Source organism: Advenella kashmirensis W13003, assembly GCF_000506985.1.
Taxonomy (GTDB): Bacteria; Pseudomonadota; Gammaproteobacteria; order Burkholderiales; family Burkholderiaceae_B; genus Advenella; species Advenella kashmirensis_A.
This window is the reverse complement of sequence record NZ_KI650979.1, coordinates 1,024,130-1,046,704: the sequence shown is the minus strand read 5'-3', so window position 1 is coordinate 1,046,704 and position 22,575 is coordinate 1,024,130. Positions and strand designations below refer to the sequence as shown.

The 22,575-nt window shown below is 56.3% G+C and carries 18 protein-coding genes; 9 read left to right on the top strand and 9 right to left on the bottom strand.

The genetic code is table 11. From position 1 onward, the window contains the following. Window positions 1-15: 15 nt before the first annotated feature. The 6 genes from W822_RS28885 to lptM form a co-directional block, all read right to left on the bottom strand. Window positions 16-909 (bottom strand): ABC transporter permease, encoded by an 894-nt coding sequence (locus W822_RS28885; RefSeq protein WP_024004046.1) that lies wholly within the window; start codon window positions 907-909, stop codon window positions 16-18. Next, window positions 896-1,834 (bottom strand): ABC transporter ATP-binding protein, encoded by a 939-nt coding sequence (locus W822_RS28880; RefSeq protein WP_024004045.1) that lies wholly within the window; start codon window positions 1,832-1,834, stop codon window positions 896-898. The genes W822_RS28885 and W822_RS28880 overlap by 14 nt, the downstream gene beginning before the upstream one ends. A gap of 3 nt (window positions 1,835-1,837) precedes the next feature. Continuing rightward, complete coding sequence (locus W822_RS28875) at window positions 1,838-2,872, bottom strand: ABC transporter substrate-binding protein (protein ID WP_024004044.1); 1,035 nt, start codon at window positions 2,870-2,872, stop codon at window positions 1,838-1,840. Window positions 2,873-2,906: 34 nt separating this feature from the next. Continuing rightward, window positions 2,907-3,848 carry a TauD/TfdA dioxygenase family protein gene (locus W822_RS28870; protein ID WP_081724291.1) on the bottom strand — a complete coding sequence of 314 codons (942 nt, stop codon included), beginning with the start codon at window positions 3,846-3,848 and terminating at the stop codon, window positions 2,907-2,909. 313 nt (window positions 3,849-4,161) lie between these two features. Next, window positions 4,162-5,451: a diaminopimelate decarboxylase gene (gene lysA, locus W822_RS28865; protein WP_031242196.1), complete on the bottom strand. Its 1,290-nt coding sequence runs from the start codon at window positions 5,449-5,451 to the stop codon at window positions 4,162-4,164. A 190-nt stretch (window positions 5,452-5,641) separates the two neighbouring features. After that, entirely contained in the window at window positions 5,642-5,917 is a 276-nt protein-coding gene (gene lptM / locus W822_RS46590) for an LPS translocon maturation chaperone LptM (protein WP_024004041.1), read from the bottom strand. A 34-nt stretch (window positions 5,918-5,951) separates the two neighbouring features. Between lptM and cyaY the strand changes: the two genes are divergently transcribed. Beyond that, window positions 5,952-6,281, top strand: coding sequence for an iron donor protein CyaY (gene cyaY, locus W822_RS28855; protein ID WP_024004040.1), 330 nt, complete (start codon window positions 5,952-5,954; stop codon window positions 6,279-6,281). 93 nt (window positions 6,282-6,374) lie between these two features. Here cyaY and W822_RS28850 read toward each other — a convergent pair whose 3' ends face one another. After that, window positions 6,375-8,828 carry a penicillin-binding protein 1A gene (locus tag W822_RS28850; protein WP_024004039.1) on the bottom strand — a complete coding sequence of 818 codons (2,454 nt, stop codon included), beginning with the start codon at window positions 8,826-8,828 and terminating at the stop codon, window positions 6,375-6,377. A gap of 207 nt (window positions 8,829-9,035) precedes the next feature. Here W822_RS28850 and W822_RS28845 point away from each other — a divergent pair, with 207 nt between their 5' ends. From W822_RS28845 to W822_RS28825, 5 genes are all read left to right on the top strand, one after another. Next, window positions 9,036-9,611: a shikimate kinase gene (locus W822_RS28845; RefSeq protein WP_024004038.1), complete on the top strand. Its 576-nt coding sequence runs from the start codon at window positions 9,036-9,038 to the stop codon at window positions 9,609-9,611. Beyond that, complete coding sequence (gene aroB / locus W822_RS28840; protein WP_024004037.1) at window positions 9,611-10,744, top strand: 3-dehydroquinate synthase; 1,134 nt, start codon at window positions 9,611-9,613, stop codon at window positions 10,742-10,744. The genes W822_RS28845 and aroB overlap by 1 nt, the downstream gene beginning before the upstream one ends. Before the next feature lie 2 nt (window positions 10,745-10,746). Next, complete coding sequence (locus W822_RS28835; protein WP_024004036.1) at window positions 10,747-11,877, top strand: deoxyguanosinetriphosphate triphosphohydrolase; 1,131 nt, start codon at window positions 10,747-10,749, stop codon at window positions 11,875-11,877. A gap of 163 nt (window positions 11,878-12,040) precedes the next feature. Then, window positions 12,041-12,871 (top strand): response regulator transcription factor, encoded by an 831-nt coding sequence (locus tag W822_RS28830; protein ID WP_024004035.1) that lies wholly within the window; start codon window positions 12,041-12,043, stop codon window positions 12,869-12,871. A 50-nt stretch (window positions 12,872-12,921) separates the two neighbouring features. Further along, window positions 12,922-14,553, top strand: coding sequence for an acyl-CoA synthetase (locus W822_RS28825; protein WP_024004034.1), 1,632 nt, complete (start codon window positions 12,922-12,924; stop codon window positions 14,551-14,553). A 2-nt stretch (window positions 14,554-14,555) separates the two neighbouring features. Here W822_RS28825 and uvrA read toward each other — a convergent pair whose 3' ends face one another. Then, complete coding sequence (uvrA, locus tag W822_RS28820; protein WP_024004033.1) at window positions 14,556-17,414, bottom strand: excinuclease ABC subunit UvrA; 2,859 nt, start codon at window positions 17,412-17,414, stop codon at window positions 14,556-14,558. Between the two features lie 115 nt (window positions 17,415-17,529). Here uvrA and W822_RS28815 point away from each other — a divergent pair, with 115 nt between their 5' ends. Beyond that, entirely contained in the window at window positions 17,530-18,747 is a 1,218-nt protein-coding gene (locus W822_RS28815) for an MFS transporter (RefSeq protein WP_024004032.1), read from the top strand. Window positions 18,748-18,838: 91 nt separating this feature from the next. Further along, the gene (gene ssb / locus W822_RS28810; RefSeq protein ID WP_024004031.1) at window positions 18,839-19,339 is read left to right on the top strand and encodes a single-stranded DNA-binding protein; all 501 of its coding nucleotides are present in this window, start codon (window positions 18,839-18,841) and stop codon (window positions 19,337-19,339) included. Window positions 19,340-19,465: 126 nt separating this feature from the next. Here the strand turns inward: ssb and W822_RS28805 are convergent, their stop codons facing one another. Then, window positions 19,466-19,888 (bottom strand): DUF805 domain-containing protein, encoded by a 423-nt coding sequence (locus tag W822_RS28805; protein WP_024004030.1) that lies wholly within the window; start codon window positions 19,886-19,888, stop codon window positions 19,466-19,468. 284 nt (window positions 19,889-20,172) lie between these two features. Here W822_RS28805 and betT point away from each other — a divergent pair, with 284 nt between their 5' ends. Next, entirely contained in the window at window positions 20,173-22,491 is a 2,319-nt protein-coding gene (gene betT / locus W822_RS28800) for a choline BCCT transporter BetT (RefSeq protein ID WP_081724290.1), read from the top strand. Window positions 22,492-22,575: the final 84 nt, after the last annotated feature.

The following is a 22,575-nucleotide window of genomic DNA, read 5'->3' as shown; positions in this document are numbered from 1 at the left end:
GAGGCATCTCACTTGCTATTGCTGCGTTCCCCAGCGTCGGACGGTCAGGCGCTCTACCGTTCTGAACACCAGATTTTCTACCAGCAGCCCAAGCAAAACCACCATAACCAGGCCCGCAAACACCTGGGCTGTTTCAAGTTCGTTGCGGTGCTGGAAGATATACCATCCCAGCCCACCCTGTCCGGACGATGCACCAAATACCATCTCGGCCGCAATCAGTGTGCGCCAGGCAAACGCCCAGCCGACCTTCAGGCCAGAAACGATCGAAGGCAATGCTGCCGGAATCAGGATTGCCCAGACAAACGGCAAGCCGCGCAGGCCATAATTCTGGCCGGCCATGCGCAAGGTTTGCGGCACGCTCTGAAAGCCCGAAAAGGTATTAAGAGCCAATGGCCACATGACAGAATGGACCAGCACGAAAAGCAGGCTGGCCGTGCCCAGGCCAAACCACATCAGCGCCAGTGGCAGCAGGGCAATCGCCGGCAACGGATTGAACATGGAGGTCAGCGTAGACAGCACATCCCGTCCTAACCGGGTGGAAATAGCAAACGTAGTCAGAAAGAACGCCAGCATCACACCCAGGACATAGCCTTGCAACAGGACGGACAGTGAAGTGACCATACGCGCGGGCAACTGGCCATTGGCCAGATCGCTCCACATTGCGGACATCGTGGCGCTAAAGGTGGGCAGCAACAGCTCATTGTCCTGCCAGCGTCCCGCCATTTCCCAGGCAAATGCCAGCACCACCAGAATCAATACTTTGCGGACTCCATCATGGTGGAGCCATTGCTGAATCAAACTGCGCGGCGCGCGCACCAAGTCGGCGTTGGCGGCTGGCGCAAGCGCGGACACGGGATATTCAAATTCCGGACGCAACGGCGGATCGGCGCGAATGCTAGACGGATTCATGGTGGCTCGCAACGCGTGGGGGCAAAGGCTGGGGTTCAATCTGCTCTTCGAACAGAAGATGATGGATACGCTGGGTTGCCGCCTGGAAGGCGTCGCTGCCAGCACTATCCATTCCGAACTCATGACTGTTCAGTTCGGCGCGCACCCGGCCGGGGTGGGGCGACAGCAGCAGAATACGATTGCCCACGACCAGAGCTTCTTCAATGGAATGGGTAACGAACATCAGCGTGACCCGGGTTTCATCCCACAACTGTAATAATTCTTCCTGCATTTTGCGTCGGGTCAAAGCGTCCAGCGCAGCAAAGGGTTCATCCATCAACAGCACCGCGGGTTCCATTGCCAGCGCCCGGGCAATGGCCACGCGCTGCTTCATTCCACCGGACAGGGTATGTGGATAGGCATGCAGAAACTGGCCAAGACCTACGCGATGCAAATAATGTTCAGCGCGCTCTTTTGCCTGCACTTTGCCCAATGTGCGCGAAGCACGCAGGGCAAACACGACGTTCTGAAGCACGGTTTTCCAGGGCGCCAGCTGATCGAATTCCTGAAAAACCACGACACGGTCAGGTCCGGGTCCTGAGATGGCTTTGCCGTTCAGGGTAAAGCTACCCGATTGTGGTGTGATAAAGCCGGCCGCCGCCTTCAGCAGGCTGGATTTGCCGCAACCCGACGGGCCCAGCAAAATAAACCGGTCGCCCTGGTAGATGGAGAAACTCACATCGCGCGTCGCCTGGACGACGGCATCATCTGTTTCATAGCGCAGGCTTACACGCTCCGCACGGAACAGGGCCGGCGGCAGCTGAGCAGGAAATGTCGCGGAGTCGCTGCCATGATTCTGCGCCGCAACCACCGGCGTTGCGTTCCGGGCCGGTTCGGGGGTCACAGAAGCAAGTCGCAACGCAGTGTTTTTCAGGACATGAGCCATATTTCAACTGCCATTGCGGTTATGTTCATCTTCAAAAAAGTAATCCTGGTAGGACGCAGGCCGGTTCTTGATCGCACCCACTTCAGACATGAATGTGGCCAGGGGGAACGTTTTTTCAGGCGCAAGCTTGACATCAATATCGGGATTTTTGATGATCTCAATCAACAGATCGCGGTCGATATTGCTTCCGGCGCTGCGGATGTAGGCGTCGGCTGCGCCTTCAGGGTCGTTTTTGATGAACGCGGCCGCCTCTTTTAACGATTCGATGAATATGCCATAGGTTTTGGGATTGTCCTGGCGAAATTTCTCGGTAGCATATAGCACGGTCGAGGTCGATGGCCCACCCAGTACGTCATATGATTTCAATACAATGTGCGCGTTTTTGTTGCCCTTTAGTTCCTGCTCCTGAAACGGCGGGGTGGCAAAGTGCGCATTGATTTCCGTGCCACCCTTGATGATGCTGCCCGTCGCTTCCGGGTGTGGCAGCGTCACGGTCAACGGATCGAGTTTGTTGAACTGATCCTTGCCCCATTGCCTGGAGGCGGCCAGTTGTAAAATGCGTGCCTGGACAGAAACGGTCGTGGCCGGCAGCGCGATGCGATCTTTACTGCTGAAATCGGCAATGCTTTTGACGTCCGGATTCGTACTGATCAGATAATACGGAAAATTGCCCAGTGAGGCGACACCCTTGACGTTGTACTTGCCGCGCGTTTTGTCCCAAATCGTGAGCAAAGGCCCTACGCCCGCGCCGGCTATATCAATTGATCCGGACAGCAGGGCATCATTGATCGCGGCCCCGCCCGACAGCTTGACCCATTGCGGAGTGATATCCAGGCCTGCTGCCTTGCTGTGCTTCTCGATGAGTTTCTGGTCTTGCACAACCTGCAGCAACAGGTATACGATGCCGTGCTGCTCGGCGATTCGCAACTGACCTTCGGCATGGGCAGCGGTCCCGGCCAGCAGCGATGCGCCCAGCATCAGACTGGCTGCCCGGGCGGATAGCAAACGAAACAAAGGGGTAATGGGCAGCTTGGACATAATGGATTCTCTGGAAAAAAATAATACGCTGTCCTCAGACAGGCACGGTACCTTCAACGGTGGTCCGGTTCAGGCGGCGGCGCTGGTCATCGGGCGTGCCTCCTGCCAGATGAATGACTGACCGGTTATCCCAGAAAACCATGTCGTCCTCTTCCCATTGGTGTGTGTAAATGAACTCGGGACGAATGCTATGGGCAAACAGCTGCTGCAGCAGATCGTCGCTTTCATCCACAGGCAGTCCCACAATGCGCGACGTAAAGTGCTCGTTCACGAAAAGCGTCTTGCGACCGTTTTCGGGATGCGTGGTCACTACCGGATGAACAACCGGACGGACTTCATCCAATTGCGTCTGCGTCAACGCAGGACGCCAGGGCGCCTTGGCTCGCTGTTCCTCATAACGTTTGATGTAGGTATGTTCGGCTTTCAGGGGCAGCAGGGTTTTCTGCAGGGCTGCAGGCAGAGTTTCCCAGGCCAGATGCATATTGGAAAAATGCGTATCTCCCCCCGTCGTCGGCAATTCGCGCGCATGTAGCAGCGAGCCCAGGCTGGGTATGGCCTTGTAGGACAGATCAGAATGCCAGAACGCGCCGGCATCTCCCAGTCCAATGGGTTCGCCGTTTTCCCGGATATTGGAAATTTGCAAAATTTCCTGGGTACCAGGTAACTGGAACTGCTTCAGCACATGAATCTGCAACGGGCCGAAACGGCGGCTGAAGGCGACATGCTGCTGCGGCGTGATGTCCTGCTTGCGAAACACCAGCACATGGTGGTCCGCAAACGCCTTGCGAATGAGTGAAAAATCGTCTTCGTGCAGCGGCCGGTTCAAATCCAGGCCCAGTACCTGTGCACCCAGCGGCGCCGCAAATTGCCGGATGAGAAAGGGAGGGTGACCGGTGCTGGCAGACGATAAAGGCCGGTTAATCGCCAGGGCGTTGTTCGACGCCCTGGCATCGATAGTTGAATAAACAGCAGTCATAAAAGATCAAGACCAAGGGATGAGTCAGTTATGACCACTGTATATAAGTTATTTTTATACGTAAAATAGATATTTCTTATTTATATATCCGGATATATGAACGTAACTGGCAGGCATGAAGCACACGCACGCTCTGACATTGGCGTCTCCGGTGATTGCACGACTGCGGCGTTTTCATTCGCAAGTGAATTTTATTGCAAATGAAATGCGGAATACGCTTAATCGAGCGTGGGTCGGTCTGCGTGCAGATAAAAAAAAGCGAATGTCAATTTCTCGACCTTCGCTGGGTGTAAGCTCTGCCTGTCGGCGTTATTTATGCCGGCAACATGCGCTCGGAGGCGAAGAGTTCCTCGACTGTTTCGCGCGGGCGAATCAGATGAACCTGATCGCCGTCCACCATGACTTCGGCGCTGCGCGGGCGGGTGTTGTATTGACCAGACATGACAAATCCATAGGCGCCGGCCGATTCAATGGCGAGCAGATCGTTCTGCGTCAATGACAAGGTACGATCGCGCGCCAGCCAGTCGCCGCTCTCGCAAATCGGTCCAACGACGTCGTAGACCAGGGCAGAGGTGCCGTCAGAAGGCTGATTGACCTGCAGCACGCCGTGCCACGCGTCATACAGCGTGGGGCGCAGCAGATCGTTCATGGCGGCATCCACAATGGCAAAATTTTTGCTCTCATGATGCTTCAGATACTGGACGCGGGTCACCAGGATACCGGCGTTGCCCACCAGGGACCGGCCAGGCTCCATCACCAGCTGCAACTGGCCATACCCGCGTTCCTGCAGGGCGGCAAACACGTTGTCCAGCAGGGTGGCCGGAGCAATCGGTGTTTCGTCCTGATAGCGGATGCCCAACCCGCCGCCAATATCCAGGTGATGTACAGTAATACCCATGCCGGCAAGCGTGTCCAGCAGATTGAGCAGGCGCTCCAGTGCGTCCAGGTAAGGGGAGATTTGGGTAATTTGCGAACCAATATGGCAGTCGACCCCCACGATGCTGATTCCGGGCAGCGTTGCTGCGCGCTGGTAAACCTGGGGGGCGATGTCGATGGCGATCCCGAACTTGTTGTCCTTCAGGCCGGTAGAAATATAAGGATGCGTCTGGGCGTCCACGTCGGGATTCACGCGCAGCGACACGGGGGCAATACGCCCAAGCCCGCTGGCTATTGACGATATGCGTTCCAGTTCATCGGTCGATTCCACATTAAAGCATTTGACTCCCGCGTCCAGTGCGGCGCGGATCTCCCAATCCTGCTTGCCGACGCCCGAAAACACGATCGTCTCGGGCCGGGCGCCTGCCTTGAGCGCGCGTGCCAGTTCACCGCCCGAGACAATATCGAAACCACTGCCCCATTGCGCGAACTGCTGCAGCACCGCCAGGTTGGAGTTGGCCTTCATGCCGAAACAGACCAGCGCATTGCGGCCGGTCAGCGGCTGGGCATAGGATTCCCACGCTGCTTTCAGCGCCGCACGTGAATAGACATATAGCGGGGTGCCAAAGCGCTCGGCAAGCTGCGCCACAGGCACGGCCTCGACCATCAACTGGGAGCCGTCATAATGGAAAAAAGGCGAGCCCGCCGGGGCATTCAATTCAGACATAATCAGACAGTAGGTTAAAGAATAATTAAAAATACAATGGAAACAGGGCTTGGCAAAGATAGCCGGCCCGATTTGGACGTCGGTGCAATAAAATCCGGCTGCTGCGTTCGCCATCTGGGGCGCCGTGATCCGGACGCAAATCGTGATTCTGGCAGACTGCTGCTCCAAGCGCGACGGGAGCTGCGTATCTTTACTGCGGGATAGCGGGATCGGATGAGTCGGAAACCGGCACAGGCGGGTTCTGGCTTGCGCGGGCGTTGTCGGACGCAGCCTTCTGCGCCTTCTTATCTGCCGCGGCCTTGGCCTTGCGGGCCTGAATGCGCGCTTCGCGTTCCTGCAGTTTTTGTTGCTGCTCGGGTGTGGGAATGTACAGGGGCGCTTTGTAGCCGCAAGCCGATAAACCCACACTCCCGACAAGGAGGGTTACAATGAAGGCCACACGGCGTTTTATACTTGGCGCAGACACGGCACACCCCTAAAATTTTTTACAGAACGATATTATGACTGAATCAGAATTTCTTGCACGCGCAGATGCGATCCTCGACAAGATCCACGAACAGGCCGATGACTGGTTCGAAAAGCTGGATATTGATCTTGACGCCAGCCGCAGCGGCCAGGTGCTGACCATCGTATTCAATCAGAAAACCCATGTCGTGGTCAATAGCCAGGCGCCGCTGCAGGAAATGTGGGTCGCTGCGCCATCCGGCGGTTTTCATTACAAATTCGAAAATGACCGCTGGGTCGATACGCGTGATGGTACCGGACTTGAAGAAAACCTGAGCCAGATTTTTTCTGAGATTACCGGCCAGACGCTTAACCTCACGCTTTAAGGTAAAAAAGACGCCTGCATATGCAAGGCGTCTTTTTTTATAAGCAGAGCAGTGAGGCAGAGCATGGCGCTCGTGCCTGCTGCAAACGCCTGGCTAGAAGCGGATCGGTGGCCCACCCATGGGATTGAATGACTCCAGTGCCTTGCCAATGGCATCACCCGACGGGGCGGATGCCGGTTTGGCTGCATTTGGATTCTGCACGCCACTGCCCGATACGCCGATATTGGCCAGCGCCTTGCCCTGCGGGAACTCGGTGAAGTAGAAGTTGTCGCCCACCTTGGTCAAGCCATCGGGAATCGGTCCCACCGGCGTGACCGGCACTTTCTTGAGCGCGGTTTGCATATAACTGAGCCAGATCGGCATGGCTGCGCCACCACCGGTTTCCCGGTCACCGAGGGATTTCGGCTGGTCAAAGCCCAGCCAGGAAATGCCTACCAGCTTGGGTGTAAAGCCTGCGAACCAGGCATCGAAAGACTGGTTGGTCGTGCCTGTTTTGCCGCCGATATCGCTGCGCTTCAGGGTCGCCTGCGTACGGGCAGCCGTGCCGGATTTGGCCACGCCTCGCAACAGATCGTTCATGACATAGGCTGTGCGCGGGTCCAGAACCCGGTTGGCTTCGTCTCCGGCCAGGGCCGGCTGGGCCTTCATAACCACGCGACCCGTGGAAATATCGACGACAGAGTCAATAATGTACGGATTGACGCGATAACCGCCGTTGGCAAAAACCGAATAGGCACTGGCCATTTGCAGGGGCGTCACGCTGCCTGCCCCCAGGGCCATGGTCAGATAGGCGCTTTTGGGCGGCTGGCGAGCCGGGTCAAAACCAAAGCGCGAAATGAATTCACTGGCAAATTCCGGACCCACCGTCTGCAAAATACGGATAGAGACCATGTTTTTGGACTTATACAGGCCCTGGCGCATGGTCTGGCTGTAGGTATATGAATTGCCGTAGTTCTTGGGGCTCCAGGGCTTGCTGCGCGTCTGGGCGGCGCTCAGGTGAAACGGCTGGTCGGAAATATTGGTGCCCGGCGTAATGCCGCGCTCAAGGCCGGCCGCATATACGAACGGTTTGAACGTGGATCCGGGCTGGCGCCATGCCTGAGTCACCCTGTTAAAGTCGCCACGATTGAAATCAAAGCCGCCGATCATTGAGTCGATCGCGCCATTTTGCGGGTTGAGCGAAATAAACGCGCCTTCCACACTCGGCATATTGATAATCGTCCAGACGTTATCGACCTTTTGCAGGTAAATCACGGAGCCGCGCTGGATCCGGCGGGAAACCGGACCGGTCTTGACCAGCGCGCGTTTCACATAGCCCAGTGACTTGCCGCTGAGCTCAAAAATCTGTTCCGGCGTACGCGCTGCTGTTACCTTGGTTGCACTGGCCGACAGCACCACAGCCGTCACCAGATCGTCACTGTCGCGATATTTATTGCGAATGTCTTCAAGCGCCAGATCGAAACGTTCCGTATCGTTCTCAATGCCGGCCGGCAGATCCACTTGCGCTGCCGGACCTGGGTAAGGCTTGCGGCGTGTGTAAGACATAATACCGTCACGCACGGCGTGATAGGCCGCTTCCTGATCCTGGGAACGGATGGTGGTGTATACGCTCAGGCCACGTCCGTAAACATTGTCCTTGTATACGTTGTACATCAGCTGTCTTGCCAGTTCGGCAACGTACTGCCCGTGACGGGCAAAGGTCGTTTCAGGCGTTTCAACCGTATTGTCCCGGAGCACAATCTTCTGTGCCAGCGCCTGCTGATGCTGCTCGGGGGTGATGTAGCCAAGCTTTTCCATGCGTTCAAGCACATAGTGCTGGCGCGCCACGGCACGCTTCATATTGGCACGCGGATTAAAGCGAGACGGCGCCTTGGGAATGCCGGCCAGCAGCGCCGCTTCGGCGACGGTGACTTCAGATAGCGGTTTGCCATAGTACGTACGGGACGCGGCAGCAAAACCATAGGAGCGGTGCCCCAGATAAATCTGGTTCAGGTACAGCTCCAGAATCTGGTCTTTGCTCAGGTTCTGCTCGATCTTGTATGTGAGCATCAATTCGTAGAATTTACGAATAAATGACTTTTCTGAAGACAGATAGAAATTGCGGGCTACCTGCATGGTAATCGTACTGGCGCCCTGTGCCTTGGCGCCGGATACCAGGTTTGCAATGACCGCCCGGCCAACCCCGGACCAGTCTACGCCGCCGTGATGATAGAAATTATCATCTTCTGCCGCCAGCAGCGCCTGCTTCATGACATCGGGAATTTCGTTGAAACGCAGGACATTGCGTCGCTCTTCGCCGTATTCGGCAAGCAGCACCTTATCGGCGGTGTAGACGCGCAGCGGCACCCGCGGGCGATAGTCGGTCATCGCCTTCAGGTCAGGCAGGTTCGGCCAGGTCAGCGCGACGGCAAGGGTGCCCAACAACAAACCGCAGAGACCTAAGCCGATGCAGAAGATGAAGGATTGGACAAAAAACCGTCCTATGCGTGAGCCTGCGCTCGGACGCCGCGGCGCTTTATTGGGGGAGTGTGGGTTACGTGTACTCATCGCAGGCAATTTTAATCCCTTCTAGCTGGAAAAGCTGAAATTTTCGGCCGTTTCTGTAACTGAATTGTGCAGCGTGCCACACATGTGCTATGTTGCAACAAATAAACGACAAATCATTGAAAACATGGTGTCATTTCTTTGACAATGGTGACAGAAGCACTGTATTTTCACGCCCCGGCGTAACCGGGAGAAAAACCTTTTACGTACATGCTGCACTCAGAACAGGGCGACGCCCATATCAGCCCCTCCGGCCAGGTTCCCATTTTCCTCATCGGCATGATGGGGGCTGGCAAAACAACGATCGGTCGAGGCCTGGCCCGCTCCCTGGGCCGGGAATTTCTTGATCTTGACCACGAAATCGAGGCGCGCTGTGGCGTCAGTATTCCCACCATTTTCGATATTGAAGGCGAGGCCGGCTTTCGGCGGCGGGAAACCCAGGTGCTGGAAGAGGTCACGCTGCGCCGCGCCGTCGTGCTGGCTACCGGCGGCGGTGCCGTAGTGGCGCCCGAAAACCAGGCGCTGTTGCGCGCGCGCGGTATCGTGCTGTATTTGAAGGCAGGCAGCGACGAGCTCTTTCGGAGAGTCGCTAAGGACAAAAACCGCCCGATGCTGCTGACGGCCAACCCCAAAGCGCGTATCGTAGAACTGCTGCGACAGCGCGAGCCCATTTACGAGCAACTGGCCGATTACACAGTCGAAACCGGCCATGGCTCCATTCATACGGTGCTCGATGCCGTAGCCCGATTACTGAAAGAACACGCACAACGAGGTGAAAATATCTGATGGCTCCCGTCAACGTCGCTACATCAGCAGGTCAGTACCCCATTCATATCGAGCCGGGGCGTTTGCAGCGCATTGCCCAATCCGTTCCTGGCAACGCTACACGACTGGTCATCATCAGCAACCCGGTCGTTGACGGCCTGTACGGCGCGGTCCTGCGGCAGGCCCTGGCCCCGCTGGGCAAACCGGTCATGACCATTATCGTGCCCGATGGTGAATCCTTCAAATCGCTCGATACGCTCAACACAATTTACGATCGCATGCTGGCCGAAAAACTGGATCGCCGCGCCGTGATTCTTGCGCTGGGCGGTGGCGTGATCGGTGATATGGCCGGGTTTGCGGCCGCCACCTATATGCGCGGCATCCGCTATATGCAAATTCCAACCACGCTGCTGGCCCAGGTTGATTCTTCGGTCGGCGGCAAAACGGCGGTCAATCATCCGCTGGGCAAGAACATGATCGGCGCTTTCTACCAGCCGGTCAGCGTCGACATTGATATCGATGTCTTGCGCACCCTGCCTGCCCGGGAAGTATCTGCCGGTCTGGCCGAAGTCATCAAATACGGCCTGATCCTTGATGCGGCCTTTTTTGAATGGTGCGAGCGCAATGTTGCGCAACTGGTGGCGCTGGACGCCGACGCGCTGGCCTACGCCATCGGCCGGTGCTGCGAACTCAAAGCGCAAGTGGTGTCGGAAGATGAAAAAGAAACCGGTCTGCGCGCCATACTGAACCTGGGCCATACATTCGGTCACGCGATCGAAGCCGGGCTGGGGTTTGGCACGTGGTTACATGGCGAAGCCGTCGCCTGCGGACTGGTTCAGGCCGCCGTGCTTTCAGGCAAGGTACTGGACTTGCCTGCCGAGGATATCGAACGGGTTCGGCAACTGGTGCGTGCCATCGGCTGTCCCGATGTTGCGCCCGACCTGGGGCAGGACAGCTGGCTCGACCTGATGCAGGGCGATAAGAAAACGGAAGGGGGCGAAATACGCTATGTGCTCCTTCCCGGAATAGGCCAGGCAGTGGTGCAGGCCGCGCCCCTGGACAAGGTGCAGGAAACACTTGAGGAGACGGTGGGCAACGTGACAATTGAACGCGAATCTGCCCGCGCCCGGGAAACCATTGCAAGCGGGGGTTGAGCATGACTGCGACCACGCTCGCCTCTTATGCCACTCATCCCGCCAGCAGTCGTGGCCGGCAGCATGCCGAAGCAGCCGATCCGGCCAGGGATCCATTCCAGCGCGACCGTGACCGGATCATTCACAGCGCGGCGTTTCGCCGTCTGGAATACAAGACACAGGTTTTCGTTAATCACGAAGGTGATTTATTCCGCACGCGCCTGACCCACAGCCTTGAAGTGGCGCAAATCGCCCGTGCCGTCGCGCGCAATCTTGGTCTGCACGAAGATCTGACCGAAGCCATTTCGCTGGCGCACGATCTGGGGCACACCCCCTTCGGCCACGCCGGGCAGGACGCCTTGCATTCGTCCATGCAACAGTTGTGTCCAAACGCAGGCGGCTTTGAGCATAATCTGCAAAGCCTGCGGGTGGTCGATGAACTCGAAGAACGCTATGCCTTATTCAACGGGCTGAATCTGACCTTTGAAACGCGTGAAGGTATTTTGAAGCACTGTTCTCTTTCACATGCCCGCCAGCTGGGCGAGATCGGTCAGCGTTTCCTGGACAGAAAACGTCCGGGACTGGAGGCGCAACTGGCCAATCTGGCTGACGAAATCGCCTATAACAATCATGATATTGACGATGGTCTACGCTCGGGCCTGATCACCATCGAACAGATGCGGCAGGTGCGGTTGTTTGCAACGTATCACGACGAAGTCAGCCGCTTGTTTCCAGAGGTTCAGGGGCGTCGCCTGATCGCAGAAATCATTCGCCGCATGATCAATGCGCTGATCGTCGATCTGACTGAAACCACGCGCGGCCAGCTACAGGCGCACCGGATCCGGACGCGGGAAGATGTGATCGAGGCGCCGTCGCTCCTGCTCTTTTCGGCCCCCATGCGGGAACAGGCAGACGAGCTCAAGTCTTTTCTCATGCACAACCTGTACCGCCATTACAAAGTCATGCGCATGGCCAACAAGGCCAGCACGATTGTGCAGTCTTTGTTCAAAGCTTTTATCGATGATCCGCGATTATTGCCTGCCGGCTATCGGAGCAATGATGAACAACGGCAGGCGCGTGTCATTGCCGACTATATTGCCGGCATGACTGACCGGTACGCCATCAAGGAGTACAAGCGCCTGTTCGTCGTATAAGCCGGGAGATATTCCAAAAAAACATGGATTTGACTTAAAAATTTCAAGAAAAATACGTTTCAATCGTTCATCAAAAATGATCGGGAAATTTTTCAAAATAAGGACTCTGAATCTTGTTGGACAATGATTTCGCATTTTTAATTTCATAACCAAGCGAAATCTTATGGACAGTTCGGTCTCATCAGCGCACGTTGGTCACACCTTGTTTGTCGACGGCAATTCGCATAGTCTGCAAGGCGTCATTGCGGCGTTACGCAGTGCTTCATTCCGGATCACAGTTGCATTTGACGGCCTTCAGGGCTACGAAAAGGCGATTGCCATCAAGCCTGATGTCATCGTTTCTGACCTTCGTCTACCCCGGCTTGACGGTATTCCGCTATGCCGCAGACTCAAGGCCAATACACTCACTACCGATATTCCGCTGCTCTTCTACACCAATCACGACGATCCGCAATCACGTGTACTGGCGCTGGAACATGGTGCGTCCGATTTCATCTCGCGCTCGCGTCCTCATGACGAGGTGGTTGCGCGCATTCGTATTCATGCGGGCATCTCGCAACGACTGCATAGTGTGCGCAAACAGCAGGAAATGCTCGCGCAGCCCATTCAGCCGGGTCTTGTCGATAGCGATGATCAGGTGGCTGTGCGCATTATCATGAAGTTTGCGCAGGAGAACTTGGCTGATGATCTGAGCCTGGAAAAACTATGCACGCTGGTGTCCATGAACAAGAAGCGCCTGAACCGGGCGTTCCACAACGTATGCGGCTGTAGCGCTTTCGTCTATGTCCGTGACTTGCGCATGCGCACGGCGAAACATTTGCTGGCCACGACATCAATGCGTACCCTGACCATTGCCGAAGATGTCGGCTTTTCCAATTCGGCCAATTTCGCAACCGCATTTTTGAATGCAGAAGGCATGTCGCCCACTGCGTACCGGCATCAAATCAGGCGTAGTCAGTTGTCCGGGGGTCAGAAAGATATCAAAGGTCAATAGCGAAGACGGGGATCCGATATACAATAACAAAAACAAAAAGGAGACCTGTCTTGCTCAAACGCCATTCAACTTATGCCGAAACGGTGTCGGCTACACGGTGGGCTATCCCGCAGCACTACAACATCGGTGTCGATGTCTGCGATAAATGGGCCGACGGCTCCGGTCGTGTTGCGATCATCCAGGAAATTTCGCCTGATGACATTCGTCATTACACCTTTGACGATCTCAAAAAATACTCAAACCAGTTTGCTCAGGTGCTGAAAAAGGCCGGCGTTGCGCGTGGCGATCGGGTGGGTATTCTTCTGGCACAGGGGATTGAAACGGCTATTGCCCATATCGCCTGCTACAAACTGGGGGTCATTGCCATTCCCCTGTTTTCACTTTTTGGTTCCGATGCCCTGAGCTATCGCCTGTCCAATTCCGGGGCGCGTGCGCTGGTCACCAATACAGAAGGGGTGGCCAAACTCAGGACCTTATCCGATCCACTACCGGAACTCACAACGGTCATTGATATTGACGGCACTCAGCCCACAGGCAGAACGCTGCCATTCTGGTCGTCACTGCAGACGCAGTCGGCAGACTTTGAACCGGTCAATACGCTTGCCGACGATCCGGCGGTCATCATCTACACCTCAGGCACCACCGGCAAGCCCAAAGGGGCGCTGCATGCCCATCGGATCCTGCCGGGACATTTGCCCGGCGTTGAAATATCGCACAATTTTTTCCCGGAAAATGCCGGACTCATGTGGACGCCCGCCGACTGGGCGTGGATCGGTGGCCTGTTCGATGTGTTGATGCCATCACTGCATCATGGCATTCCCGTGCTGGCCTGCAGGTTTTCCAAATTTACTGCCGAGGCTGCGTTCGATCTGATGTCACGACATCAGGTCACTCACACGTTTTTGCCGCCCACCGCGCTCAAAATGTTGCGCCGCCTGGAAAATCCGCGAGATCGCTGGCCACTGTCGCTGCGTTCCATTGCCAGTGGCGGCGAAAGCCTGGGACTGGAATTGATCGACTGGGGGCGGCGCAATCTGGATCTGACCATTAATGAATTCTACGGGCAGACCGAATGTAATATGCTGGTGTCATCCTGCGCTGATCTGTTCGAACCCAGAATCGGCAGCATGGGCAAAGCAGTGCCGGGTCATGATGTCCGGATTGTCGATGAACAGGGATTGCCCGTCGCCAATGGCATCGAAGGCAATATCGGTGTCAGAAAACCCGATCCGGTCATGTTTCTGGGCTACTGGAATAATGCAGAGGCCACCCGGGAAAAATTTGCCGGCGACTTTCTGCTGACAGGCGATATGGGCGTTCGCGATGACGATGGGTTCTTTCGTTTTGTCGGCCGTAACGATGATGTCATTACCAGTGCAGGTTATCGCATCGGTCCCGGCCCGATTGAAGATTGCATCCTCGGACACCCGGACGTCAGCATGGTGGCCGTAGTCGGACTGCCCGACGAGGAACGTACAGAAGTCGTAACCGCATTTGTGATATTGAACGAAGGCGTGTTGCCCTCGGACGCCCTGAAGAAAGACATTCAGGAACACGTCAAAACACGCGTCGCTGCTCATGAATATCCGCGCCGCATTTATTTTGTGAACGAACTGCCCATGACCACCACGGGCAAAATCATACGCAAGCAATTGCGCGACTATACGGGCCAACGCGAATAAGTTCAGGCGGCCTTTTCTTTTGCCAGCAGGGGCTTAAGATACCGCCCCGTATGGCTGTTCGGATCCGCCGCAATGTCTGCCGGTGTGCCCGTGGCCACAATCTGGCCGCCGCCCTGGCCGCCTTCGGGACCCATATCAATAATCCAGTCGGCTGTCTTGATCACATCGAGGTTATGCTCGATCACCACAACGGTGTTGCCTGCATCGACCAGCTGGTTGATGACCTTTAGCAACAGGGCAATATCGGCAAAATGCAGGCCCGTGGTGGGTTCGTCCAGAATATACATGGTCTTGCCCGTGCTGCGCTTGGACAGTTCCAGGGAAAGCTTGATGCGTTGTGCTTCGCCGCCAGACAGCGTGGTAGCCGACTGGCCCAGCCGGATATAACTGAGACCGACGTCCATCAGAGTCTGTAACTTGCGGTTGATGACCGGCACGGCGCTGAAATATTCCAGTGCCTGTTCAACCGTCAGGTCCAGCACATCGCTAATGGTGCGTCCGCGATAGCGGATCTCCAGCGTTTCGCGGTTATAGCGTTTGCCATGACAGGTATCGCAAGGCACATACATATCGGGCAGAAAATGCATTTCAACCTTGATCACGCCATCGCCCTGGCAACTCTCGCAGCGCCCGCCTTTCACATTGAATGAAAACCGGCCGGGATCGTAACCTCGCGTGCGCGATTCGGGCGTACCCGCAAACAGTTCACGAATGGGGGTGAACAGCCCCGTATAGGTGGCAGGATTACTGCGTGGGGTACGTCCAATGGGACTTTGATCCACATTGATAATCTTGTCAAAGTGCTCCATGCCCGTTACCGACGTATACGGTGCCGGCTCGGTCTGGGCGCGGTGCAATTCGTGCGACATCAGCGTGGCCAGCGTATCGTTGATCAGCGTTGATTTGCCCGAGCCGGACACGCCGGTGACACACACAAGCTTGCCGGCCGGCACGCGCAGATCGACATTCTTCAGATTATTGCCCGAACAGCCGTTAATCTGCAGCCAGAGCTGGTCGTCGTCCAGCTTGCGGGGGCGGTGCGCTTCAATGCGGCGGCGTCCGCTCAGGTAAGCACCGGTCAGCGACGCTTCATCGCTGGCGATCTGCGCGGGCGTGCCCGATGCAATAATCTGCCCGCCGTGTTCGCCGGCACCCGGGCCCATGTCCACCACCCAATCTGCGGCGCGAATCATATCTTCATCATGCTCGACCACAATCACGCTATTGCCCAGATCTCGCAAATGCGCCAGCGTCTGGATCAGCCGGTCATTGTCGCGCTGATGCAGGCCGATGGACGGCTCATCCAGCACGTACATGACGCCGGTCAACCCTGAACCGATCTGGCTGGCCAGCCGGATACGCTGCGCCTCGCCACCGGAAATGGTGTCGGCGCTGCGATCCAGCGACAGATAATTGAGCCCCACATTATTCAGAAATTCAAGCCTGGCGCGGATTTCCCGCACAATGCGCTCGGCAATTTCCTGCTTGGCGCCGGTCAGCGTCAGCGCTTCAAACCAGTGCAGGCACTCGGACAGCGCCATGGCTTCGACTTCATAAATGGCCATGCCGACCCGCGAACCGCCACGCGGTTCATTGCCGATCAGCACATGCCGGGCATCTTCACGCAGGCGCGAGCCACCACAATCGGGACACACCTGCAGGCTGCGATACTTGCCCAGCTCTTCCCGTACCGTATTGGAATCGGTCTCCTTCCAGCGGCGCTCCAGATTGGGAATAATGCCTTCAAAGGCGTGTTTCTTGACCGAACTGCGCCCCTTGTCATTCAGGTACAGGAAAGAAATCTCTTCCTTGCCCGAGCCATACAGCACAGTCTGTTGAAGCGCCTTGGGCAGTTCCTCGAAAGGCGTATCAATATCAAATTCGTAATGCGCGGCCAGGCTGGTCAACAGCGAATGGGTAAAGGCATTGCGTTTATCCCACCCCTTGATGGCGCCGCTGGACAGGCTGAGTGTAGGAAAGGCCACCACCCGTTTCGGATCAAAAAACCAGGTATGCCCCAGGCCGTCACAGGTCGGGCAGGCACCCACCGGGTTGTTGAAGCTGAACAGGCGCGGCTCCAGTTCGGCCAGCGCATGATTGCATATCGGACAGGCATAGCGAATGGAAAAGGGCTGCTCCTGTTCCCGGTCCATATCCAGCACCAGTACGCGACCGTCGGCCAGTTTGAGGGCCGTTTCAATACTTTCAGCCAGGCGCTGCTTGCTTTCAGCGCGCACCCGCAAGCGGTCGATGACGACATCGATCGAATGCTTTTCGTTTCTGTTGAGCAGCGGCGGCGGTTCCAGTTCCGTCATCTGGCCATCGATGCGCACCCGCACGAAACCCTGCGCCTGCAACTGGGCGAAGTCATCTTCGTAACTGCCTTTGCGCTCCCGGGCGATGGGCGCCAGGATGGCAATGCGCGTATCGGCGGTCATCGCCAGGATATGATCCACCATATGGGCGACCGATTGGGCCTGCAACGGTTCGCCGTGTACCGGGCAATAGGGCGTGCCGACGCGGGCGAACAGCAGCCGCAGGTAGTCATGGATTTCGGTAATCGTGCCGACGGTCGAGCGGGGGTTATGGCCCGCGGCCTTCTGTTCAATGGAAATGGCCGGCGACAAGCCTTCGATCAGGTCGACATCGGGCTTGTCCATAAGTTGCAGAAACTGGCGGGCATAGGCCGACAGGCTTTCCACATAGCGCCGCTGTCCCTCCGCGTACAATGTGTCGAAGGCCAGCGACGATTTGCCTGAGCCGGACAGGCCGGTCAGCACGACCAGTTTATGCCGGGGAAGGTCAAGCGACACATTTTTTAAATTATGCGTTCGGGCACCGCGAATGCGGATGGCATCCATGAAATTATCTTTTCCTGTTGAACGAATCGGGTTTTTCTCGGACTAATCCATTACTATAACGCAGGTGTCAACACCAGTTATACCTTCCTCCCACTTTGTCTTTTTATTGTGCTGAATGAATTCCGCTGCGCCACGTCAACCCGCTGAAGCAGGTGCTGCCAAACCGGCAAAACTCAAACTTACGCCCACCGAACGTCGTGCCAGCACAACGCTGGCGCTGCTTTTTGCGGTTCGTATGCTGGGGCTGTTCCTGCTCACACCGGTTTTTGCAGATGCCGCCAAAACGCTCAGCGGCGGCTCCAATGCGGCTCTGGTGGGCGCGGCGATCGGCGCCTATGGGCTGACCCAGGCGGTGTTGCAGATCCCGCTGGGCATGGCGTCAGATCGTTTCGGTCGTCGGCCCGTCATTATCGCCGGCATGGTGCTGTTTATTATCGGCGGCATCGTTTGTGCGCTCAGCGATTCGGTCACCGGTGTGCTCATTGGTCGCTCCATCCAGGGGCTGGGCGCCATTTCCGCAGCCATTACGGCGTGGGTGGCCGACGCGACGCGCCCGGAAGTGCGTACGCGTGCCATGGCGATGGTCGGCGGCTCTATCGGTATTTCATTTGCACTTGCGCTGGTAATCTCGCCGCTGTTGGTTGAATATGGCGGTCTTTCGGGCCTGTTCTGGATCATCTCCCTGCTGGGTTTTGTCAGCCTGCTGCTGGCTACGTTCATTGTGCCGGTGGCGCCATTGCAAATCCCGGCCATTGCGTCCCGTCCGCGCGATGTACTCAGAAACGGCGATCTGCTGCGCCTGAATTTTGGCGTCTTTTGTTTGCACTGCATTCTCATGTCCATTTTCGTGGTGGCGCCGCCCTTGCTGATCGGACTGGGCGGCTTGTCCACCGGTACGCTGTGGAAAGTCTACCTGCCGGTGATCCTGGCTTCATTCGTTGCCATGGTGCCGGTCGTCTTCTATACGGAAACGCGGCACGTACACAAGCAAAGTCTGGAGTGGAGCGTTGCCGGCCTGGCCATCGTCATGGCCATTATGGCGTTTGCCACACAGTCATTTACCGCGATAGTTGTGCTGTTTGTAGGCTATTTTGTCGCATTCAATATTCTGGAAGCGCTGCAGCCATCGCTGGTGTCGCGTGTTGCGCCGGCCGAGCACAAAGGGCTTGCTCTGGGTTTTTACAATATGTCACAGGCGCTGGGCGTGGCGGCCGGCGGCGCCGTGGGCGGTCTGCTGGCCCGGTACACCGGAACGCCAGCCGTATTCCTCATGGGCGCAGCCCTGGCGGCGGTCTGGTTCTTTACCGCCAGAAGCTTCAAATCTCCTACGTAAAGCCCCCGATGGCTATAATGACCTAATTGTGCAAGCCGGTAAGGGCGGTTAAGATACCGCTGCAATTACCATCTACAGTCAGGATTTAACCATGGCATCAGTCAATAAAGTCATTATCGTGGGCAATCTGGGGCGCGACCCCGAAGTCCGCTACTCCCCGGATGGCGCCGCCATCTGTAACGTTTCCATTGCCACCACCTCCAACTGGAAAGACAAGAACACCGGCGAGCGTCGCGAAGACACAGAATGGCACCGTGTTGTGTTCTATAACCGTCTGGCTGAAATCGCCGGCGAATACCTTAAAAAAGGGCGCTCGGTGTATGTCGAGGGTCGTCTCAAAACCCGCAAGTGGCAAGACAAGGATACGGGCGCAGACCGTTACTCAACAGAAATCGTGGCTGATCAGATGCAAATGCTGGGTGGTCGCGAAAGCACCGGTGGTATGGATGATGGCGGGTTTGGTGGTGATGATTCTTACTCATCCTCACAGCGCCAGGCACCCCAGCAGCGCAGCCAGCCGCAGCAACAGCAGCGTCCTGCACAGAAACCTGCTGCCAATATCATGGATATGGATGACGATATCCCGTTCTAGGGACCACCTAATCTAACTATGTAAATAAACCCCGGTAAAGTATGCTTTTACTGGGGTTTTTTTCTGTTCCCGCCCCATCCCGGTTTTCCTTAAAATTCGCAATTGTTTGTTGTGGTCCTGGCCGAATCAATCACTTGGCGGTTCGTTGAACCAGAATAGGGCAACGATTGTGCCGACAGGCATGAACCACGAGACGAGCTGATACCAGCCGCTTCTGTTTGTGTCGTGCAGGCGACGTGCGGTGACGGAGAAAAACGGTATCATTGTCACGACCAGCAAGATTGAAACAATAATATCTGGAAGATTGAGCAAGCCGAGCACGAATAGCAGCAGCACGTAGAAAAGCATTGCATACCAGAATTCCGTGCGGCTCGCTCTGCCCGCAAAATCAAAGTATCCGGTAAAGAACCTCCGCACCGCAGTTGTAAAGCCGACAGGCGAAGCCGTCTTGCCAAAGCGATTAGGGCCTTGCGATGGTTTGTTTTTGTAGGAGATCACAAAAACAAAAAGCAGTGAAACAAATATGCCAAACGCGAAAATCCAATGCATTAATCCGAAATCTCCATTCTTATGATTGTGGGACGGGTCCAGGGGGCGGGCTAGAGGGGTGCCACCGTAGTGATACCATAAACAGCTCCGACGACAAACCCAATACTGACACTATAACGGCATGACTCCAGATCCTGGCCCGGCGTTCAGCATTTCGATAATTCCCATGACCACGCCCAGGGCCTGAATGTATCGACCCGGCAAAGATCGATACTGGCCGAGCAAAGATGCTATCAGGTTTGTGATAGGATTGACTCAATTCGATTGTCTGAGGGGACTTATAAATGAACAATAATCAGTTGCCACCCGAAGGTAGTCGTCCGGACGTTTCGGGTGAGTCGTCCGAAGGCGACCGCGCCAATACGGTTCAAACAGCCAACCAGGCGTCTGACTCTCAGGCAAGAGTATCCCCGCCCCTTGAACGCACACGCTTCGGCGGTACAAACCGCCGACATGACCGCGAGGACGACGACACTCCGGTCTCGCGCAACGATCTGAGCAAAGGGCCACAGGAAGTGGTTGATGCGCCCACGGCCCACATCAACCTGAGCGTGCTCGTGGTGTCTTCGATCATCATTCTTGCTTTCTCCATCTGGGCCATCCTGAACCCCGATCACGCGCGAATCACGATGAAGGGCGCTGTTCACTGGATTGCGTTGAACCTTGGCTGGTATTACGTTCTTACTATGACACTTGTCATCGGCTTCGTGCTGTGGGTCGCGTTCTCCAAGGAAGGCGACGTGCGTCTCGGCCCTGACCATTCCCGCCCACAATACAAGCTCGTGACCTGGGTTGCCATGCTGTTTGCTGCCGGTGTCGGTATTGATATGCTCTTTTACTCGGTCACCGGTCCGGTCGTCCAGTATCTGCACCCCCCTGCAGGCGTCGGCGGCACGCCCGAGGCTCTGCAGGATGCCGTCGTCTGGACGATGTTCCATTACGGCATTGCCGGCTGGTCAATGTACGCACTGCTTGGCATGGCAATGGGCTATTTCGCCTATCGCTGGAATATGCCCCTGTCCATTCGAGCCGCCCTGTATCCGTTGCTTGGCAAACGCGTGCGTGGCAAACTGGGCGATGGGATCAGCATTATTGCACTGGTTGGTACGGTATTTGGTGTTGCCACTTCGATGGGTATCGGTGTGGTGCTGCTCAATGTGGGCTTCTCGCTGATTTTCGGCCTGGAGCAGGGTCTTGCCCTGCAGATTGCACTTGTCATCGGCGCCGTGGTGCTGACCATCGCGGCCACCACATCGGGCGTTGACCGTGGCATTCGCTGGATCGCCGAACTCAATTTGTGGAGTGCGATCGCGATGATGGTCTACATTCTTGTGACCGGGCAGACGGCATTTCTGTTGAATGCACTGGTAGAAAATATCGGTCAGTTCATTGTGACCTTTCCTGCCCGTACACTGCAGACATTCGCCTACGAAACCGGCGGCGCCGACTGGATGGGCGGCTGGACCCTGTTTTTCTGGGCGTTCTGGCTCGCCTGGGGACCCTTTGTCGGCGTCTTTCTGGCCCGTATTTCGCGCGGACGCACCTTGCGCGAGTTCGTAATCGCGGCGATCACCGCGCCTGTGGTGTGCGACTTCATCATCGTCTCGTTATTTGGCAATTCGGCACTCTATGAGGTCCTGCAAGGCAACATGGCCTTTGCCGAGATCGCGATCAGAAGCCCGGAGCAGGGCTGGTATGCGCTTCTGGAAATGTTCCCCGGCGCCATGTTTTTGATCGGTCTGGCGACCCTTTCCGGCTTGCTATTTTATCTGACGAGCGCCAATTCGGGCGCAATGGTCATGTCAAACTTCTCGGCGTCCATCCCCGATCCCGCACAGGATGGTCCGAAATGGCTGCGCATCTTCTGGGCTGTGCTCACCGCCTTGCTTGCCGTGGCTATGCTGATCGCGGGCGGCGTCACAACGATGGAGTATGCGACGCTGATCTTTGCCCTGCCAGTAACGATCATCTCCTATCTGGTGATGGCGTCCTTTTACAAAGTACTGCGAATGGAGCGGGCGGCGCGCGAAGGCCAGGTCCTGCGCAAGCCATCCATGGCGCCAATCGGCGGTCACATGCCCGAGCGGTCCTGGAAACAGCGCCTTGAACAGATGCGCACTTTTCCATCACAGCGGCAGGCCACACAATTTCTTGATCGTACCGTAAGGCCTGCGCTTGACGATGTCGCAGCTGAATTCGGCAAGCAGGGTTACGAAGTTGAGCGCAGTGAAATCTCGAATGCCAAGGGCATCGTGGAGCCGTTGCTACGGGTGTCGATGAGTTCGTATCGTGCGTTCCACTACCATGTCGCCGTCGTCGAGGCGCCAGTACCCATGTTCAGCGGCCGCATGACGCGTGAGATCGATGTGTACTATCGACTGGAGGTATTCACGCAGACGGGTTCAGGCGGCTATGATCTGATGGGGCTGACCAAACAGCAGGTCATTGACGACGTGCTGGAACGATACGAGGCGCACCTGGCGTTCCTGACGTTTTCGTCGGAAACCAACACCGCTTCTGTTCTTACGCCCCCGACGTTGCCTACTGAGCCATCGCCTGAAGTGCCGCCGACGGGGGCCGATGACACAACGACTAAAGCGTGACCGTAGCGGATTTTGCGCCAGTCAAGTCTGAAAATGAAGAAAATCTTGGAAAATCAGCCGATAATGAAGAAAAAATTGTAACGG